The organism is Streptomyces sp. Edi2 (assembly GCF_040253635.1).
Lineage (GTDB): Bacteria > Actinomycetota > Actinomycetes > Streptomycetales > Streptomycetaceae > Streptomyces.
Map to the genome: position 1 here is coordinate 4,207,068 of NZ_JBEJGX010000003.1, position 18,429 is coordinate 4,225,496.

Here is an 18,429-nt window from a genome sequence, read left to right on the forward strand (position 1 = left end):
CTGCCGAGATCCGCCTCAAGTACTACAGGTTCGGTGCAGTTGGGCGACGAGTGTGTGACAGCTGGGGCTGCCGGGGGTGACGGGGCCGTAGTGGCCGACGCCGGGCAGCTCGCGCAGGTCCGTGGTGCCGGGGCTGCGGGCGGCGTAGCGGCGGGAGAGGTCGAGCGGGACGTCCGGGTCGTCGGTGCCGTGCAGGATCGTGACCGGGACGCCGGCGGGCGGGTGGCACGCCGGGTCGGCAGCGGCGATCCGTTCCGCGAGGCCGGGCCCCTCGCCGAGCAGTCCGGCGACCGCGCCGTTGCTCAGGCCCAGCGCATGGGCACGGGCGAGGTCGGCGACGGGTGAGACGGCGAGGACGCGGGAGACGCGGGTGCCGGGGCGGGCGGCGGCGAGCAGCGCGAGCTGGCCGCCCGCGGAGTGGCCGACCAGCACCAGGTCCCCGCCCCCCGGCAGCGCGCGTACCGCCGCCGCGAGGCCCGCCGTCACGTCGTCGAAGGTCTGCGGCGCCCCGCCGCCCGCACCGACCCTGCGGTACTCGGCGAGCGCGACCGGCAGTCCCCGCCCGGCCAGTGCGGCGGCGAGCGGCGACAGATGGCGGCGGTCGTAGGCGGCGCGCCAGAAGCCGCCGTGCAGGAGGACGACCAGCGAGGGCCCGGCCGCCTGCGCCCGCGCGCCCTCGGCCGACCGCGCGTCGTCCGCCGACCGCGCGCCCTCGGCCACCCGCTCGCCGCCGGTCACCCCCTCACCGCCGGCCACCCGCTCGCCGTCGGCCGCCCGCGGCAGATACAGGTCGACGATCTGGTCCGGATGCGGCCCGTACGCCACCGTCCGGTCCGGCGCCACCGGGGCCAGCCCCAGCAGCGCCGCCTCCTCGTCGGCCGCGCTCACCCGCCGGCCCCGGCCGCCCCGGACTCGACATCGGGCAGCGCCCTCAGCACCTCGCCGAGCACCCACGCCGCCCGCTCCGCGTCCGCGAAGGAGGTGTAGAGCGGGGTGAAGCCGAAGCGCAGCACGTCGGGCGGGCGGAAGTCGCCGACGACCCCGCGCCGGATCAGCTCCTCCATCACCTCTTCCGCCGCGGGGGAACACTCCAGCGACACCTGGCTGCCGCGCCGCCGGTGGTCGTAGGGCGTGACGGAGCGGGCCCGGCCCGGCGGTACGTAGGCGTTCACGCACTCCAGGAAGAAGTCGGTCAGGGCGAGGCTCTTGGTGCGTACGGCCTCGATGGACACCCCGTCCCAGACCTCCAGCGCCGCCTCCAGCGCCAGCAGCGACAGGATGTCGGGGGTGCCGACCCGGCCGCGCGTGATGCCCTCGGCGGGGACGTATGCGGGGTCCATGGCGAACGGATCACCGTGCGAGTTCCAGCCCGGCAGCGGCGATTCGAACCGCTCCTGGAGGCTTTCGCGGATATAGAGGTAGGCGGGCGCCCCCGGGCCGCCGTTGAGGTACTTGTAGGTGCAGCCCACGGCGAGGTCGACGTGGTGCGCATCGAGGCCGACCGGCAGCGCACCGGCGCTGTGGCACAGGTCCCAGACGGCGAGCGCGCCCGCGGAGTGCAGTGCGCGGGTGATGCCGGGCAGGTCGTTGAGCCGTCCGGTGCGGTAGTCGACGTGGTTGACCAGCGCCAGCGCGGTCCGCTCGGTGACCTCGTCGGCGATCCGCGCGGGCTCGACCGGGCGCACCGCGAGGCCGGTCATCCGGGCCGCGGACCGGGCGATATAGCCGTCGGTCGGGAAGGTCGTGGCATCGACCAGGATCTCCGTACAGCCCTTGCCGGCCATCCGGACGCCGCCCACCACGGCCTTGAAGAGGTTGACGCTGGTCGAGTCGCCGACCACCACCCGGCCCGGTGCCGCTCCGATCAGCGGCGCGATCTTGTCGCCGACCCGCTCGGGCGCGGTCCACCAGCCGGACTCGGTCCAGGACCGGATGCGCAGCTCGCCCCACTCGCGGGCGATGACATCGGCGATCCGGCCGGGCACCGTACGGGGCAGCGCGCCGAGGGAGTTGCCGTCCAGGTAGACCCCGGCATCGCCGGAGGCATGGTCGGGCGCGGCGTCGAGGACGAAGCGGTCGCGGATCGCGGCGAGCGGGTCGGCGGCGTCCTGCTCCGCGGCACGCGCGGCCTGTTCACGGGCGCCGGACGCCCCCTGGAGGCCGGTGTGGTCGGGGTATTCCGGGGTCTCAGACATGGCTGCGCGCCGTCCACAGCTCCGGGAAGACATTCTTGCGGGCCCGCTTCTCCAGCCAGGCCACCCCCGCGGAGCCACCGGTGCCCATCTTCGCTCCCATGGCCCGCCGGGTCGCGACCAGGTGGTCGTTGCGCCAGCGCCAGACCAGCTCGGCCACGTCGGTCAGCGCCTCGCCGAGCCGGACGAGGTCGGACTCCTGCGGCCCGGCGTAGATCCCGGCCCAGACGGCCTCGACGGCCGGGTCCGCCTCGTAGCGCAGCGCGGGATCCCGCCGCAGGACGGCCTCGGGCACGGCATGGCCGCGGCGGGCGAGCAGCCGCAGCACCTCGTCCCACAGGCTCGGCTCCTGCAGGGCCTTCTCCAGTTCGGCGTGCTCCCGCGAGGCGCCGCGGTGCGGCACCAGCATCGACGCGGACTTCTCACCGAGCAGGAACTCCATCCGCCGGTACATGGCGGACTGGAAGCCGGAACCCTCGCCGAGCGCGCTGCGGTAGGCGTTGAACTGCGCCGGGGTCAGCCGGGCGAGCGGCTTCCAGGCGGCGTTCAGCGCCTCCAGCTCGTAGGTGGAGCGGCGCAGCGCCTCCTCCGCCGTCGTCAGGTCGTCGCGGCGCAGCGCCTCGGCGGCGGTGCTCCACTCATGGACGATGACCGTGAACCACAGCTCCATGACCTGGGTGGTGACCAGGAAGACCATCTCGCCGGGGTCGTCGGAGAGCGGGTGCTGCAGGTGGGTGAGGACATCCGCCTGGACATAGTCCTCGTACGGGGTCGTACTGCTGCTGCCGATGCTGAGATCCGGGGCGAACGGCGGGTCGGCCTCGGCGGTGGCGGCCGGTGCGGGACCCGCTGCGGGTGCGGTCGACGCACTGTCCACGGGGTCGATGGGAGACGGCTGCGACATGAGGGACTCCTCAGGTGCGAACTACCGGGTAGCGGTCCGCCCCTTCCTCGTCGGCTCGGGAGCCCCGGTCCCCTCGGGCGCGGGATGACCCGGCCCACTGAAAATGATCCGTGCTGGGCAGCGACCGCGCAAGGGCCGACCGCGATCACGCGGCCGGCCCGTCGATCTTGCCCGGCGCTCCCCGGCAGAAGGGCCGCGGCCCTGCCTGCGGGGAGAACTGCCGGCAGTCCCTCAGCTGAGGGTTTCCGCCGCGGTCGGCGAGGAGTCCCGCAGGAAGCCCGAGCAGCGCTCGTACTCCTCCTGCTCACCGATCGTCTGGGCGGCGCGGGCGAGGGCGTGCAGCGCCCGCAGGAAGCCGCGGTTGGGCTCGTGCTCGAAGGGCACCGGGCCGTGGCCCTTCCAGCCGGCCCGGCGCAGCGCGTCCAGGCCGCGGTGGTAGCCGGTGCGGGCGTAGGCGTACGACTCCACGACCCGGCCTTGCTCGAAGGCGTCGTCCGCGAGCTGGGCCCAGGCCAGGGAGGAGGTCGGGTACTTCGCGGCGACATCGGACGGCGCCGTGCCCGAGGCGAGCAGTTCGCGCGGCTCCGGGTCGTCGGGCAGATGGGTCGGGGGCGGTCCCCCGAGCAGGTTCTCGTGAATGGCCATGGTTCCCAGTCTGCCTGGTCGCCGGGGCGGGGCGGGCGGCGGCCGGGATCTTGCGCCTTGGGTGGTACGGCGGGGCGGGGGCGGATACGGGCGGGCCGGCGGCCTGGCGGATAGCGGCGGACGGAGGCTTGGGCGGATCCGGGCGGCCGGCGGCCTTGGCGTACACGGGCCGGAGACCTGGCCCTCAGGAGGTGTCTCCCCCGGCCGGCCGGGGCGGCTGCCCCCCGGTGCCCGGCAGTCCCCCGCTGCCCGGCAGGCGCTCCGCGCCCCGGACCGTGGCCTCGCCCGGATCCAGCGGCGGTGCACTCACCCCGCAGTGGTAGGTCGTCTCCGCCCGGCAGGGCTCCTCTGCGCCCGCTGCGGCACGCAGCACGTTGGTGCGTACGGTCAGCACCGCGAGCAGCGCGCCGATCACCAGGATGCCCGCGCACAGCGGCATGGCCCGCTGGAAGGCCGCGCCGAAGGCGTCCGCCGAGCGGTAGGCCTCCGGGCCGATGCCCGCCAGCAGCGGCAGCGCGGCCACCGCCATCAGGCTCGCGGCCCGCGCCGCCGCGTTGTTGATACCGCTGGCCAGGCCCGCCCGGTCCACGTTCACCGACGCCAGCACGGTCGAGGTGAGCGGCGCGACCAGTGTCACCATCCCCGCGCCCAGCACCACCAGCGCGGGCAGCACATCGGTGAAGTACGAGGCCCCCCGGCCCACCCGCGTCATCAGCAGCATCCCCCCGGCGCACAGCAGCGGTCCGACGGTGAGCGGAATCCGCGGCCCGATGCGCTGCCCCAGCTGGCCCGAGCGGGCGGACAGCAGCAGCATCAGCACGGTGGTGGGCAGCAGCGCGGTACCGGCCTGCAGCGCCGAGTACCCCACCACGACCTGGAGCTGGAGCACGGAGAGGAAGAAGAAGCCGCCGAACGCGGCGTAGACGCACACCGTCACGGCGTTGACCGCCGAGAACAGCCGGATGCCGAAGATCGCCGGGGGCAGCATCGGATCCTTCCGCCGCCGCTCGACATGGACGAAGAGCACCCCGAGCAGCACCCCGGCCACCGCCGGAACGATCACGCCGGGCCCGGCGCCCCCGCCCGGGGCGGCGATCAGCGCATAGGTCACCCCGGCCAGCGCCAGCGCCCCCAGCACCGCGCCGGGCACATCGAAGCCACGGCGCTCGGCGGCGTCCCGCTCCCGGGTCTCGGGGACGTGCCGCAGCGCCACCGGTGCGCACACCGCAGCCAGCGGCACGTTCAGGAAGAACACCCAGCGCCAGCCCGCCCCGTCCACCAGCCAGCCGCCGATGAACGGGCCGACCGCCGCGGCCACGCCGCCGAGCCCCGACCAGGCGCCGACCGCCCGCGCCCGGTCATCGGGGTGGAAGACGGCCTGGATCAGGGCCAGCGAACCGGGGGTGAGCAGCGCCCCGCCGATGCCCTGCAGCGCCCGGGCCGCGACCAGCACCCCGGCGTCCGGCGCGAGCCCGCACAGCAGCGAGGCCGCGGCGAACCACACCACGCCGATCACGAACACCCGGCGCCGGCCGAAGCGGTCCCCGAGGGCGCCGCCCAGCAGGATCAGCGAGGAGAGGGTGAGCATGTAGGCGGTGACGGTCCACTGGAGGACCGCCAGATCCGCGTTGAGGTCCTCGCCGATCCTGGGCAGGGCGACATTGACGACGGTGCTGTCGAGCATCGCCATGCCGGACCCCAGCACGGCCGTCGCCAGCACCCACCGGCCCTGCGCCGAGGTCAGCCGGATCCCGCCGGGCGCACTCGGTTCGCTCATACCGCGAGCATGCCCGTATCCGCGCCCACTCGCCCGCTCGTCCGCTCGCCCGCTCGCCCTGAGCACGCGGCAGGCACGGGTCCAGGCGGACGGCAGGCGCGGGGGCCGGGCACGACGAAGGCACCGGGCCCTGGCACGCCAATGACACCCGGACACACCGAAGGCTCCGCATCACGGCGGATGCGGAGCCTTCGTGTGCAGCTGTGCGCAGCGGGACCGGCCGTGCGGCCGCCCGCGCTTACTTGATCTTGGTGCCCGTGGAGCGCAGGTTCTCGCAGGCCTGGGTGACGCGCTGGGCCATTCCGGCCTCGGCCAGCTTGCCCCAGCTGCGCGGGTCGTAGGCCTTCTTGTTGCCGACCTCGCCGTCGACCTTCAGCACACCGTCGTAGTTACGGAACATGTGGTCCGCGACCGGGCGGGAGAAGGCGTACTGGGTGTCGGTGTCCAGGTTCATCTTGACCACGCCGTTCTCCAGCGCGGTGGCGATCTCCTCCGGGGTGGAGCCGGAGCCGCCGTGGAAGACGAAGTCGAACGGGGCGGTCTTGCCGTACTTGGCGCCCACGCCCTCCTGCAGGTCCTTCAGCAGCTCGGGGCGGAGCACGACGTTGCCCGGCTTGTAGACACCGTGGACATTGCCGAACGAGGCGGCGAGCAGGTAGCGGCCCTTGTCGCCCAGGCCCAGCGCCTCGGCGGTGCGCAGCGCGTCGTCGACCGTGGTGTAGAGCTCGTCGTTGATCTCGTGGGTGACGCCGTCCTCCTCGCCACCGGTCGGGGTGATCTCGACCTCAAGGATGATCTTGGCGGCGGCGGCCTTGGCGAGCAGTTCCTGGCCGATGGCCAGGTTGTCGGCCAGGTTCTCGGCCGAGCCGTCCCACATGTGGGACTGGAACAGCGGGTTCTGGCCCTTGGCCACGCGCTCCGCGGAGATGTCCAGCAGCGGGCGGACATAGCCGTCGAGCTTGTCCTTGGGGCAGTGGTCGGTGTGCAGCGCGACGGTGACGTCGTACTTCTCGGCCACGACGTGGGCAAACTCGGCGAGCGCGACCGCGCCGGTCACCATGTCCTTGTTGTACTGGCCGCCCAGGAACTCCGCACCACCGGTGGAGATCTGGATGATGCCGTCGCTCTGCGCCTCGGCGAACCCACGCAGCGCGGCGTGCAGCGTCTGCGTCGAGGTGACATTGATGGCCGGGTAGGCGAACTTTCCTGCCTTCGCCCGGTCAAGCATCTCGTTGTAGACCTCGGGGGTTGCGATGGGCATCTGTCCGCTCCTTCAGGTATGCGGGTGTGCTTTCTTGGCCCTGACCAGGGGGCGAGGACTTCGCCGAGCACATCTTCCCAGACTCGGCGGATTGCTCCACATCCCGCGCCCGGCCGTCCCGCAGTGTGGGCGGCCGGTTTCACGTGAAACCAGCCGCCCCTCGCCAAAGCCGCAGTTCAGCGCGGTTTCGCTGGATTTCGCACGGCCCTCCGCCGAGGTCAGCTCAGGCCGAGGTCGCCGAGCTGGTAGCCGGTGATGTAGGGGAGCCCGGCCTCCGCGATCGCGGACTCGGCACCCCGGTCGACGATCGTTGCGACCGCAACGACCTCGGCGCCCGCCTCACGCGCCGCCTCGACGGCGGTCAGCGGGGAGCCGCCGGTGGTGGAGGTGTCCTCGACGACCAGAACCCGGCGGCCCTTGATGTCCGGACCCTCGATACGGCGCTGCATACCGTGCGCCTTCTGCGCCTTGCGGACCACGAACGCGTCCAGCCGGCCGCCGCGGGCGGCGGAGGCGTGCAGCATCGAGGTCGCGACCGGGTCGGCACCGAGCGTCAGCCCGCCGACGGCGTCGTAGTCGAGGTCGGCGGTGATCTCCAGCATCAGCTGTCCGACCAGCGGCGCGGCCTCGCCGTCCAGGGTGATCCGGCGCAGGTCGATGTAGTAGTCGGCCTCCTTGCCGGAGGAAAGCGTCACCTTGCCGTGCACCACGGCCTTGTCCTTGATCTGCTGCAGCAGCTCGCCGCGCACGTCGTCACTCATGCGCACGAGCTTAAGGGCTGCCCCGTCACCCCCGGCAGCCGCACACAGCCCCGCGGCAGGCACACGTGGCTGCCGCGGCAGGCGCACGACGACGGCCCTCAGGTCCTGCACCGGCCCTCAGGCGGTTGTCCTGGACCGGCCCTCGGACGGTGTCCTGCGCCGCCCCTCAGGCAGTGCCCTGCGACAGGCTCCGCCAGCGCCAGGTCGTGGAGATCTCCAGCGGGTCGATGGGCGTGACCAGGCGCGGCAGGGTGTTGAGGCCGTTCGGCGGGCCGGACTGCGGCTCGACGCAGACCGCCGCCTCCTGCTCGTCGTAGACCACGACCCACTCGCCACGGCCGCTGACCGTCAGCTCCAGCCGGTCCGGCCAGGTGAGGGTGGCCTCGACCCCTTGCGGCATCCCGAAGCAGTCGTCCCAGGGCCCCGGCTGCGGCGTGATCCGCCGGCCGGTCGGGAGGTGGTCCTCGCCCCGCTCCTCCTGCCATCCGGGCGTGAAGTCGAGCCGTGCGTCCGCACCGCCCTCGCCGAGGTTCCGCAGGAACCAGGGGTGCCATCCGGCCTGCGCGGGAAAGGAGTCGTCGGTCGCCTCGACGCACAGGGTGAGGGTGAGCGAGCCACCGTCCGCGGCCAGCTCGACGAGCTGGGTCACCCGTCCCGGATACGGCCAGGGCGCCGCCGGATCGGCCAGGTCGTAGGTGAAGACCGCTTCCGTGGCGCTCGCACGCGCGGTCCGCCAGCGGAGGTTGCGGCCGGTGCCGTGGATGGCGTGCGGCGCGGCGTTGAGGGGCATCTGGTGCAGCTCGCCCCCGTTGCGGAACTGCCCGTGCGCGATCCGGCCGCACCACGGAACCATCGGGAAACAGCCGTACTTGTCGCCCTGTCGCAGCAGCTCCGTACCGCCGACCCGCAGGCCGGCGATCCGGCAGCCGTTGTCCGGACGGACGGTCACTTCGGTGTCTCCGGCGGCCAGCCGTACGCCAGGTGACGCCTGCTCCGGCGCCGCGTTCTGCGTGGTGTTGTCGGTGCTCACGGGACCGACCCTAACGGTGCGTCGGCACCCGGCGCGGGACGCCGGGAGGGCGGGACGGCACGGCACGCCGGGGGGCGCTGCCGCCGGGACGGCGCGCGGGCAGTCGGGACGGCGCACGGTCAGCCGGAGGCACGGTCAGTCGGCGAACGACGGCGTCAGCGCCGTCGGCGCAGCACCCGGCCGACGACCACGGCGGACGCCAGCACCACGGCGGCGGCGGGCGCCGCCCAGCGCAGGGCCACCGAGGTGGCATGCGGCTCGGGCGCGGGCACCGGTGCGTACCGTCCGCGCGGCGGGGCGTGGTCGACCTCCTCCGCGCTGCGCCCGATCATCGTCCGGCGGGCATGCGCGGCCTCGGCGGGGGCGAGGCCGTCCGGATCATGGCCGTAGGCGTGCTCGGGGTGCCCGTCGCGCGCCGCGCGGAAGGCGTCCTCGGCGTCCCCCGTTTCGAGATCCCCGGCGTCCCCGGCCGCCTCGCCGAGGCCCGCCGCCTCCACGGCGTCCTCGTCGCTGCCCGGCTCCTCGTCACTGCCCGGATCCAGCGACGACGGCGGCACCTCGGTGCCGAACACCCCCGGTCCGACCGCGCCCCCGGCCGACGGGCCGTCGCCGGTCCGCCCCGCCACCGGACGCTGCCGCAGATCGGCGGCCAGGTTCTCCGCGAAGCGGTCCAGCAGCCGGCGGCCGGCGGTCCGGGCGGACTGGTCGGTGGCCTCGGCGAGCCGGCCGTCGCCGTGGACCGTGCCCGAACAGGCCAGCGTCGTCCCGGGGCCCGGTTCGGTGGCCGGGGAGAGCCGTACGGCCAGCGTCAGCGCGACCGACCCGTCACCCCGCGTCTCGGTGCCCTTCGCCTCGACGGTCACCACGGCGGCCGCACCGCCGTCGCCCGGCCCCTCGTCGCCCGTCGCGCCGTCGCCGGTCCCGCCGTCGTCCGTCCCGCCGTTGCCGGTCCCCTCGCCCTCGGCGGCGGCACTGACCGTCAGCGTGCCGCGATAGGTGATGGTGGAGCTTCCGATACGCAGCCGCAGCCTGCCCACCGGGTTCCGGGGGGCGGCATCGGCGTCGAGCTGGACTCCCGGGACACAGCGCGCCACCCGCTCCGGCTCGGTGAGCGCCTGCCGCACGGTCCCGACGGGAAACGGAACGTACACCTCATGCTCCATGACATGGGAGCCTACCCAGCACCCCCGCACCCCGTGCCGCCCGGAGCGAACTTTCTGCGCGGCGGCCCCGGCTCCCGCACCGCACCCGTCTCCGCCGCGCCCTCACCAGTTCCTCACCGGCCCCTCACTGGCCCCTCACCAGTCCCTCCCGCCCCGCACCGCCCCCGCCCGCTCAGTCGAGATACCGCGGGTGCATCAGCGTGGACGCCGGCAGCCCGGACATCCGGTCGTGGGCCTCGCCGCGCCGCCCGGCCTGCAGCTCCGCGCGGGTGAGCCCGGCCGGCGGCGGTGCATCGGGCGCCAGACCGAGCCGCGGCCGGTGCCGCGCGGCCAGCACAAAGCCCCAGTACTGGTCCGGGCCGCCCGACGGCGCGGCGGCGGGCACTTCCGTGTCCACCGACGCCACGGGGGCGGCCGTGCGGTCCGGGCCGCCGTAGAACGACGCGGGCCGGCCGGCCAGGCGGTACGGCACGGTCGCCAGGCCCACCGACCGGATCGTCGACTCCACCGTCCAGTACAGGCGCGCGCGCTCGACCGGCGGTCCGGCATGCACCACCAGCCGCCCGTCGGGTGCCAGCAGCCGCGCCGCGAGACCGTAGAACTCCTGTGAGTAGAGCTTGGTGCTCGCGGCGATCCCGGGGTCGGGCAGGTCGGAGACGATGACGTCGTACGGCGCCTGCCGCCGGCCGCGCAGGCCCTGCTGCCGCAGCCATTCGAAGGCATCGGCGGTCACCACCCGCACCCGCGGATCGCTGAGCGAGTGATGGTTGAGGCGGGAGAGGCCGGGGTCGCTGCGCGCGAGCCGCAGGACACCGGGGTCGAGTTCGACGACGGTGACCGAGCGGACCGAGCGGTGGCGAAGGATCTCGCGTACCGCGAGGCCGTCGCCGCCACCGAGGACCAGCACCCGGCGGTGCGGGCCGGCCGCCATCGCCGGGTGCACCAGCGCTTCGTGGTAGCGGTATTCGGTCTCCGCGCTGACCCGGAGCCGGCCGTCCAGATACAGCGCCAGCGGTCCGCCTAAACCTTTCCTCCCGCGCCCCGCACCGGCTCCGTCCCCCGTACCGCCGGTCATCACCACTTCCTGGATGCCGGTCTGCACCGCGACCCGCGCCGAGGAGCCGTACACCGCCTGCCGGGCGGCCCGCTCGAACGGCGTGGCCAGCAGCACGCCCGCGGCCAGCAGCGCGAGGACCAGGGCATTGGCGGCGAGCAGCATCCAGCGGGCGCGGGCGCTCAGATCGTCGCGGAAGAGCCACAGCACCAGGACGCCGCCGGCCACCGCGTTGATCCCACCGGTGAGCAGGGCGCCGGTCAGCTGGCCGAAGCCCGGCAGCAGCAGGAAGGGAAAGGCCAGGCCCCCGACGAGCGCACCGACGTAGTCCGCGGCGAAGAGGTCGGCGACCGCACCGCCCGCGTCCTGCCGGCGCACCCGCTGGATCAGCGTCATCAGCAGCGGTACCTCGGCGCCGATCAGGATGCCGATGGCCAGGGAGAAGCCGACGAGCGCGGAGCGGGACTGACCGCACCAGGCGTAGCAGGCGTAGAGCGCCATGGCGGAGCTGCCGCCGACCAGCGCCAGGCCGGCCTCGACCGCGCCGAAGCCGACCGCCGCCCGGCAGCGCAGCCGCTTGGCGAGCAGTGCGCCGACGCCCATCGCGAAGACCATGACGGACAGCACCACCGACGCCTGGGTGACGGAGTCGCCGACCAAGTACGTGGCCAGCGCGACCAGTTCGAGTTCGTAGACCAGGCCGCAGGCGGCGCAGACGAAGACGACGGCGAGGACGAGCAGCCGGCCGGGCCCGGCCGGCACGGGCAGTCGCGCCGGCGTCATGGCCTCCGGCGGCCCGGGGACGCCGGTGAGAACGGGCTCTGGCGGGTCGATCATAAGGTGAACGCTACGTGACGATTCCGTACCTCTCCGTCACTCACACGGGTGCAGTCTGCGGGCCACACCCGCCAGTTGGGGCGCAGTCCTCCCCTGGGGCGCGCGGCACCCTTCCGCACCACACCGGCCGACCGGACCGCGCGCCCGGCACCGCCCGCGCCCCTCCAGGCACCGACGCCCCCGGCGCGCAGCCCGTACGCCCGTCGCGCCACCCACGGCCGCACACCCGCCCGCCGACCGGACCGGCCCCTTTCGCCCACCCCTGCTAGACCGCCGCGACCGCCGCCCGTACGCCCACCCGGGTGCGCGTGGCCACCAAGCGGCCCTCCTGCGGATACGCGTGCCAGGTCCGCCAGCGCACCTGCCCCTGCTGGCACTGCGCCAGCATCGCCGTGAAGGCGTGCGGAGATCCCGGGAACGTCCCGGCGAGGCCGTGCGGATGCTCGGCCACCAGCGCGAGCAATTCCTGCGCACGCCCCGCGAACGAGCCGCGCGACAGCGTCTCCACATGGGCGGCGAATTCGTACTCCCAGTCCCCGAGCCGCTTCGCCACACCCAGCGGCAGCGGCGTGCTGCTGCCCGGCATACAGGCGACCGTTTCGGAACAGGTGCCGCGCTCCTCCTCGAGAAGCACCTGGTGAGAAGCGCCGAGCAGCCTCAACTGCAGCTGTGCGCCATGTAGTTGGAGATCGAGTACGGCGAGGGCCGGCAGGGGTTCCCTGCCCAGCGCCCAGGCCAGGTCGGAGGCACGGGTATCGGTGTACGCCGTCTGCAAAGTGGTGAGCATGGGTCGGCTCCGCAAGCACGCAGTGGAATGGTGGGCCGGCCCGCCCGTTGAAGGCAGGGAATATCCGCATGCCTGCCGGCTCGTGCCCACGTGGAAGCGGAGAACGTGGGGGATTCTCCAGGGAGAGGGAATCATGAAAGCCCTGTCGCCCACAGCGCTTTTACCCATCTTCTCCGGGTTTCCATCCGCCCGGGGGCCCTGCAGTTCACCTGTTCAACAACCAAGCGCCCGGCGGGCGTTGATGTCTTCATCAGCACCGGCCAGGCGCATATGCGGTAAGCAACAACCCTTTCGCGCAAGTGGAGTTGGAGAAATCGGGCATCCGGCTCAGAAGTGGCCGGACGCCGCCTCAGGAAGAACCGGCCGCCTCCTCAGGGGCCGCCGTCGACTCAGGAACCGCCGCCACCACCGCAGCCGCCACCGCCACCGCCGCCGCCACAGCCGCCACCGCCGCAGGAGGAACCACCGCCGCAGCCACCGTGGTGCCCGCCGCCGTGGTGCCCGCCGTGGTGTCCGCCACCCAGGCTCGACCCCCCGTCACTGCCGGCCCACCAGCTGCCGCCGCCCGCCGCGGACGAACCACCCCCGCGCCGTCCGCGCCGTGGTCCGTTGACGCTCCGCGAGACCAGGCCCAGCAGGCCGATCACCACCACGCAGACCACCAGGAAATACACGATCCCCATCTGCCTCACATTCCTTTCTTCCCCCCGAAGCGAGGCACCCGCTCCGTCCGGCGCCCGGTGCGCCGCTCCGGCGCCGTCCCGCGCCGGGGCCGTCCTCATCGACGGCCGTCACTGTCCTTCGTACGAGGCTGCTGCCCCGGCCCCCGCGATCTCAAAGCACTGTTGAGGAAATCAAGAGGTTCGACGGAGGATGGCGCCCATGGACCGACCGCTGCTGAACCGCCGCCTCGCCGAATTCGGCACCACGATCTTTGCCGAAATGTCGGCACTCGCCGTACGGACCGGCTCCATCAACCTCGGCCAGGGCTTCCCCGACGCCGACGGCCCGGAAGAAGTCAGGGAAGCGGCGGTGCGCGCCCTGCGCGACGGCCGTGGCAACCAGTACCCGCCCGGCCCCGGCATCCCCGAGCTGCGCGCCGCCGTCGCCGCCCACCAACAGCGCTTCTACGGCCACCTCGGCCTCTCCTGCGACCCCGACACCGAGGTCCTGGTCACCGCGGGTGCCACCGAAGCCATCGCCGCCTCGCTGCTGGCGCTGCTGGAGCCGGGCGACGAGGTCATCGCGCTGGAGCCGTACTACGACTCGTACGCGGCCGGCATCGCGCTGGCGGGCGGCCGCCGCGTCCCGGTCACCCTGCGCGCCGACCCGGAGTCCGGGACCTACCGCCTCGACCTCGACGAACTGCGCGACGCCATCACCGACCGCACCCGCCTGATCCTCCTCAACACCCCGCACAACCCCACCGGCACCGTGCTCTCCCGCGAGGAGCTTGCCGAGATCGCCCGCCTCGCCTGCGAGCGCGACCTCCTCGTCATCACCGACGAGGTCTACGAACACCTCGTGTTCGAGGGCGAGCACCTTCCCCTCGCCTCGTTCCCCGGGATGCGCGAACGCACCGTCACCATCGGCTCGGCCGGCAAGACCTTCTCCTTCACCGGCTGGAAGGTCGGCTGGGTCACCGCACCCCCGGAGCTGGTCAGCGCCGTCCGCTCGGCCAAGCAGTTCCTCACCTATGTCTCCGCCGGGCCCTTCCAGTACGCCGTCGCCGAGGCGCTGGCCCTCCCCGACAGCTACTTCACCGCCCTGCGCGACGATCTGCGCGCCAAGCGCGACATCCTGGCCACCGGCCTCGCGGAGGCGGGCTTCACGGTCTTCCGCCCCTCCGGCACCTACTTCATCACCACCGACATCCGCCCCCTCGGCCACGACGACGGCTTCGCCTTCTGCCGCGCCCTGCCCGAACGCGCCGGCGTCGTCGCCATCCCCAACGCCGTCTTCTACGACCACAAGGACCAGGGCGCCCCGTACGTCCGCTTCGCCTTCTGCAAGCAGGAGCCGGTCCTACGCGAGGCGGCGGACCGGCTGCAGAAGCTCTGAGGCCAGGTGCCGCCGGACGCTCTCAGGTCCCGTGGGTCCCGCCGTCACGTCCAGCACTTCCCGGGCGGCGGCACCTCCGGGCCGGGGCAACCGGCGGCCCGTCCCGGTCACCACGGAAAGAGTCGTCGCACGCTGCAGCATCCCCGCCCCGTGATATTGCACAGTTCTCCCCCCCCCGAATGCCGGACCGTGCGTCCGTGCGTCCGTGCGTCCGTGCGTCACTGAGGAGCGACCGGCATGGCCTCGAAGTCGTCGAACAGGTAGGCATAGACCTGCGCGAGATAAGCCCGCAGCTCCCGCTGGTCGGGGAATTGCACATAGGTCAGGTCGAACCACTGCTCCACCGTCAGCGGCTCGTTCGTCACCACATGCATGAGCCCCGTGCGAATCGTGTCCTGGTAATCGGGCCAGGCCACATCAAACGTCTCCCGGAGCATGCCGAGATCATCGACCGCCTCGACCCCGAGAATTCCGGCGCAGAAATGCACGAAACGACGGTCGACCCCGGGTACGTCCAGCCCCAGGTCGGCCAGCGGTACGGAGACCGGGTCGATTTCCCGGTAGCCGCCCGGGTACGGGTAGAGCGTGGTGTTCCAGAGATCAGCCCCGGTCGCCGGCCCGTCGTCGCCCGCTGCGTCCTCCGCCGGCTCGGCCGGGCGGTACACGCCGTACAGCAGGCCGCGCGTGGAGAAGTCCGCAGAGACGTAATTGACTTCCCCGTCGGAGTTGTAGGGCCGCCGCGGATCGATCGTGATCGCGGTGGCCTTCCCCAGGCAGCTCTCCCCCGCTCCGTAAACGGCCTCGAAGGGCAGAATCGGCGAGAGGTCGTGCGCGTTCAGGGCGGCCTCACGCAGGGCGTTGTCCGCCTGGACCATGGCCTCCTCGGAGTCGAAGCGGGTGGCCCACGGGCCGGTGCGGGGGGGCAGCTCGTCTCGGGTGGGCATGCGGGGCTCCGTACTGCGCGGTCGACGTGGTCAGGCCGATGGCCGGGGGAGTGGTCAAGAAAGTAGTGCGAGTTGATCGTACAGACGGTGACCTTCCCGAATATTCACCTCCATTCTGTCCAGAATTGATCCTGGTTGCCCGGTGGTGGGCGATCCGGATCGGGAGCCACCGGCGGGGCCGTTCTCTCGCCGTAGAAGTAGTCGTAAACATCGAGGAGAAATCCGTAGAGCTCACCCTCGGAAAAGAACTGGAAGCCCGTCAGGCCCAGCCAGTCCTTCGTTGAGGCAGGCTGCTGCTCCAGCAGATACTCCAAGCTCGCTCGGAGGTGCTGTGCGAATTCACTTCCGTCGGACGCATGCGGCTTGAATTCGCCGATCTCGTGGATCGTATCCACCCGGAAGCAGGACTCGTAGAACCTCCTGAGCCTTTCATTCTCTCCCCACCCGGGCACCTGTCGGAAACTCCAGCGAAGCGGAGGAATATTCACTTCACACCACCTCTCCAGACTCCACGAATCACAGCGATCCTTGGTGACGGCTAATATTTTCCTTCATGGCCGGCTGCGGGAACATCGTATGGAGGTTGAACCCACCCTTGCCGTCCGGCTTGTAGACCGCAACGATCCCGGTACCCTTGAAGTCCACATCCCGGTAGTTGACCTTGCCATTCGCCATCGGGTTATCAGGGTCGACATAGAAGCCGCGAAACTTCCCGTGATGACTTCCGGGGCCCCACGCGTCACCGGGTGAGAACTTGACCTCGTACGGCGGGCTGTCCGGAATTCGCTCGCGCGCATATCGTTCGGCATGCATGAATGACTCGTTGTCCTTGAATGCCGTTGAATACCTGTCGCACGTATGGTTCAGCGGGTTGCCGTCTGCGCCCCGCTTTTCCTTGTCATGGTAGAGCTGTGGCGGACCGAGGCGTTGCCGGGCGTCGGGCCCGTGCAACGGGTCGATCTTCTCGTTCGACCGGATGAACCCATACTCGTCCCTGGCCCACCGCGTTACGCGTTTCGGGGGTTGCTTCACCGGGAAGCCGCGGTCGTTGTAGACCGGCGGCTGCGGAACGTTCACCGTTTCCTCGATCGGGTGGCCGAGCCGGTCCTTCAGCTGCTGGTCCGACACCTTGAGGTGCCGGCCCACGCCGTGTCCCTGGAGTTCCAGCTCGTCGACCCGCTCGTCCACCCGCCGGTGGTACAGCTCACGCAGCGACTTCTTGTCCGGCATGGACTGGCCGGGCTGGAGGTCAATGCCCTCGGCCTTGAGGGACTTGTGGTGCTTCTTGAAACTTTCCTCGACTGCCTTCTCGGCATCGGCGATGTTCTTCCTGGTGATGTCCAGGCCCTGCCCGAGTGAGCGGTGCCCCTTGGCCATCGACTTCGACATATCGCCGATCATCGAATCGATGATCGGGCGGACTGCGTCCTGGACGATTTTGCCGAACTTACCCCGCCCGAGCACCTTTCCGCGTGTCCGCGAATCAAGGTTGCGCGAGTGGCTTTCCACCCGCACAGCGTGCTCGAGCTGCCGCCTGGACGCCCGGTCCAACGCATTGGTGTCGGCCTTGAAACCTTTGCTCATGCCGCACCCCCCGCAGCGCCCAGCGCAGCGTCAACGCCCTTGAAGACAAGGCCGGACAGGGCCTTTTCGATCTCGGCCTGGAAGGGCTCGATCGCCATGGAGACCAGTTCGGCGATGAGGACGTCCTCGATCTCCTGGATGATCTCCCTGACGATGCGTTTTCCGACCTCGATGGCTGCCGCCTCGGCGGCTGCGGCGATGCCGAGAGTCGCCACCGTCGCGGCAGCCGCGGCCGCCATCTCAACTGCGGTGATGACGAGTTGGGCGATGACCACACCCTTGGCCACCACCACGCCGGTGGCCGTCATCTCCAACGCCGTGGCCAGTACGTCGCAGCACGTGGTCAGGGTCGTCAGGTGCTCGCCGGATGCCTGGCCCCACCGGCTGAGCAAGGCGTCGTAGGACGCACCCTCATAGGCATCCGCGAGGCCCTTCAGAAGGGAGTCCGTGTCGTCGTGGGACTCCTTCAGCCCCTGCCCGAACTCCCGTACATGCCCGCCCCAGGCCCGCAGTTCGTCCTCGTCGATGTCGGGCCATTCCAGGCCCATCAACTCCATGATCCAGACGACTTCACCAGGCAGCTCGATGGACACCGCCGGCCTCCCCCCAGGTCCGCGTCCACTCCCCACTCTGTAGGGGCGGACGAACAATGCACGAGGCAGAGTTCCACAGGTGGCCAAAAATGTTAAGCCTGGCCGGATCGGCCCCCCTCGCGCTGCCGCTCCCTTCTCCGGAAACCGGCCGCCGCAGGCTCCGCCCCGGCGCAGACGGACGCGGGCCCCGGAGCCAGAAGCTCCGGGGCCCGCGCAGCCGGGGTGGGTGGGACGGGGCTCAGGCCTCGTCGTCGCCCGGCTTCTCGTCGGAGTCGCCGTCGATCTCGGCCTCCAGGCCGAGCTGCTCGACGATCCACTTGTCGAATTCGATCGAGGCGCGGACCCAGCTGACCGTGCTCGACACAAAGTGTTCGAGCGAGACACCGGTGCCGATCAGCATCGATGCTTCACCGATCAGACGGACCGTGCCGTCGTCATGGGTGTGGGTGTAGGCCTTGGGCCACAGCGTCCGGCGGTTCCAGTCGTCGATCGCCTCCAGCAGCTTCGACTTGTCGTCGAGGCCGTGGGCACGGTCGTAGAACGTACGGACGGAGAAGATCTGCTGCTCCTCCTCGCCCCGGAACATGAAGTACGTGCGGAACTGCTCCCACGGAGCGGCGAGGTCACCCTCCTCGTCGACGACGTACTTCAGCTCCATCTGGTCGAGGAGCTGCTTGACCAGGTCCTGGTCAGGCACGACGGGACCCTCAGGCCCCGAGGGCTCGGGTTCGGGCTGGCCCCCGAAATTCGGAATCGAGGACGGGTCGATGCTCACCGTGGAATTCCCTTCGTCTGGTCCCTGCCATCCTCCCCCACATCCGCCCCGTCCTGGCAAC

The 18,429-nt window shown here is 71.7% G+C and carries 18 protein-coding genes; 1 reads left to right on the forward strand and 17 read right to left on the reverse strand.

From position 1 onward, the window contains the following. Positions 1-15: 15 nt before the first annotated feature. The 12 genes from ABR737_RS21855 to ABR737_RS21910 all read right to left on the reverse strand — a co-directional run bounded on the left by ABR737_RS21855 (position 16) and on the right by ABR737_RS21910 (position 13,094). Positions 16-888, reverse strand: coding sequence for an alpha/beta hydrolase family protein (locus tag ABR737_RS21855; RefSeq protein ID WP_350251801.1), 873 nt, complete (start codon positions 886-888; stop codon positions 16-18). Further along, a complete protein-coding gene (gene kynU, locus ABR737_RS21860) occupies positions 885-2,195 on the reverse strand; it encodes a kynureninase (protein ID WP_350251802.1) in 1,311 nt (436 codons plus the stop codon). Before kynU ends, ABR737_RS21855 begins: the two co-directional genes overlap by 4 nt. Beyond that, positions 2,188-3,096: a tryptophan 2,3-dioxygenase family protein gene (locus ABR737_RS21865; protein ID WP_350251803.1), complete on the reverse strand. Its 909-nt coding sequence runs from the start codon at positions 3,094-3,096 to the stop codon at positions 2,188-2,190. Before ABR737_RS21865 ends, kynU begins: the two co-directional genes overlap by 8 nt. Before the next feature lie 231 nt (positions 3,097-3,327). Further along, positions 3,328-3,741 (reverse strand): DUF3151 domain-containing protein, encoded by a 414-nt coding sequence (locus tag ABR737_RS21870; RefSeq protein WP_350251804.1) that lies wholly within the window; start codon positions 3,739-3,741, stop codon positions 3,328-3,330. Between the two features lie 184 nt (positions 3,742-3,925). Beyond that, positions 3,926-5,518 (reverse strand): MFS transporter, encoded by a 1,593-nt coding sequence (locus tag ABR737_RS21875; RefSeq protein WP_350251805.1) that lies wholly within the window; start codon positions 5,516-5,518, stop codon positions 3,926-3,928. Positions 5,519-5,756: 238 nt separating this feature from the next. Then, complete coding sequence (fbaA, locus tag ABR737_RS21880) at positions 5,757-6,779, reverse strand: class II fructose-bisphosphate aldolase (protein ID WP_350251806.1); 1,023 nt, start codon at positions 6,777-6,779, stop codon at positions 5,757-5,759. 218 nt (positions 6,780-6,997) lie between these two features. Continuing rightward, positions 6,998-7,540: an orotate phosphoribosyltransferase gene (gene pyrE, locus ABR737_RS21885; protein WP_350251807.1), complete on the reverse strand. Its 543-nt coding sequence runs from the start codon at positions 7,538-7,540 to the stop codon at positions 6,998-7,000. A 166-nt stretch (positions 7,541-7,706) separates the two neighbouring features. Continuing rightward, positions 7,707-8,570 carry an aldose epimerase family protein gene (locus tag ABR737_RS21890; RefSeq protein WP_350251808.1) on the reverse strand — a complete coding sequence of 288 codons (864 nt, stop codon included), beginning with the start codon at positions 8,568-8,570 and terminating at the stop codon, positions 7,707-7,709. A 155-nt stretch (positions 8,571-8,725) separates the two neighbouring features. After that, the gene (locus ABR737_RS21895) at positions 8,726-9,733 is read right to left on the reverse strand and encodes an SRPBCC family protein (RefSeq protein ID WP_350251809.1); all 1,008 of its coding nucleotides are present in this window, start codon (positions 9,731-9,733) and stop codon (positions 8,726-8,728) included. 172 nt (positions 9,734-9,905) lie between these two features. Continuing rightward, entirely contained in the window at positions 9,906-11,624 is a 1,719-nt protein-coding gene (locus ABR737_RS21900; protein ID WP_350251810.1) for a polyamine aminopropyltransferase, read from the reverse strand. 265 nt (positions 11,625-11,889) lie between these two features. Then, the gene (locus ABR737_RS21905; RefSeq protein ID WP_129295538.1) at positions 11,890-12,411 is read right to left on the reverse strand and encodes a DUF2617 family protein; all 522 of its coding nucleotides are present in this window, start codon (positions 12,409-12,411) and stop codon (positions 11,890-11,892) included. 389 nt (positions 12,412-12,800) lie between these two features. Further along, a complete protein-coding gene (locus tag ABR737_RS21910) occupies positions 12,801-13,094 on the reverse strand; it encodes a hypothetical protein (protein ID WP_350251811.1) in 294 nt (97 codons plus the stop codon). Positions 13,095-13,293: 199 nt separating this feature from the next. Here ABR737_RS21910 and ABR737_RS21915 point away from each other — a divergent pair, with 199 nt between their 5' ends. Next, positions 13,294-14,472: a pyridoxal phosphate-dependent aminotransferase gene (locus ABR737_RS21915; RefSeq protein WP_350251812.1), complete on the forward strand. Its 1,179-nt coding sequence runs from the start codon at positions 13,294-13,296 to the stop codon at positions 14,470-14,472. Positions 14,473-14,690: 218 nt separating this feature from the next. Here ABR737_RS21915 and ABR737_RS21920 read toward each other — a convergent pair whose 3' ends face one another. The 5 genes from ABR737_RS21920 to ABR737_RS21940 all read right to left on the reverse strand — a co-directional run bounded on the left by ABR737_RS21920 (position 14,691) and on the right by ABR737_RS21940 (position 18,368). After that, positions 14,691-15,416 carry a hypothetical protein gene (locus ABR737_RS21920; RefSeq protein WP_350251813.1) on the reverse strand — a complete coding sequence of 242 codons (726 nt, stop codon included), beginning with the start codon at positions 15,414-15,416 and terminating at the stop codon, positions 14,691-14,693. Between the two features lie 104 nt (positions 15,417-15,520). After that, the gene (locus tag ABR737_RS21925; RefSeq protein WP_350251814.1) at positions 15,521-15,811 is read right to left on the reverse strand and encodes a hypothetical protein; all 291 of its coding nucleotides are present in this window, start codon (positions 15,809-15,811) and stop codon (positions 15,521-15,523) included. A gap of 121 nt (positions 15,812-15,932) precedes the next feature. Then, positions 15,933-17,000, reverse strand: coding sequence for a hypothetical protein (locus tag ABR737_RS21930; protein ID WP_350251815.1), 1,068 nt, complete (start codon positions 16,998-17,000; stop codon positions 15,933-15,935). Next, positions 16,997-17,593, reverse strand: coding sequence for a WXG100 family type VII secretion target (locus ABR737_RS21935; protein ID WP_350251816.1), 597 nt, complete (start codon positions 17,591-17,593; stop codon positions 16,997-16,999). Before ABR737_RS21935 ends, ABR737_RS21930 begins: the two co-directional genes overlap by 4 nt. A gap of 238 nt (positions 17,594-17,831) precedes the next feature. Continuing rightward, complete coding sequence (locus ABR737_RS21940; RefSeq protein ID WP_350251817.1) at positions 17,832-18,368, reverse strand: YbjN domain-containing protein; 537 nt, start codon at positions 18,366-18,368, stop codon at positions 17,832-17,834. Positions 18,369-18,429: the final 61 nt, after the last annotated feature.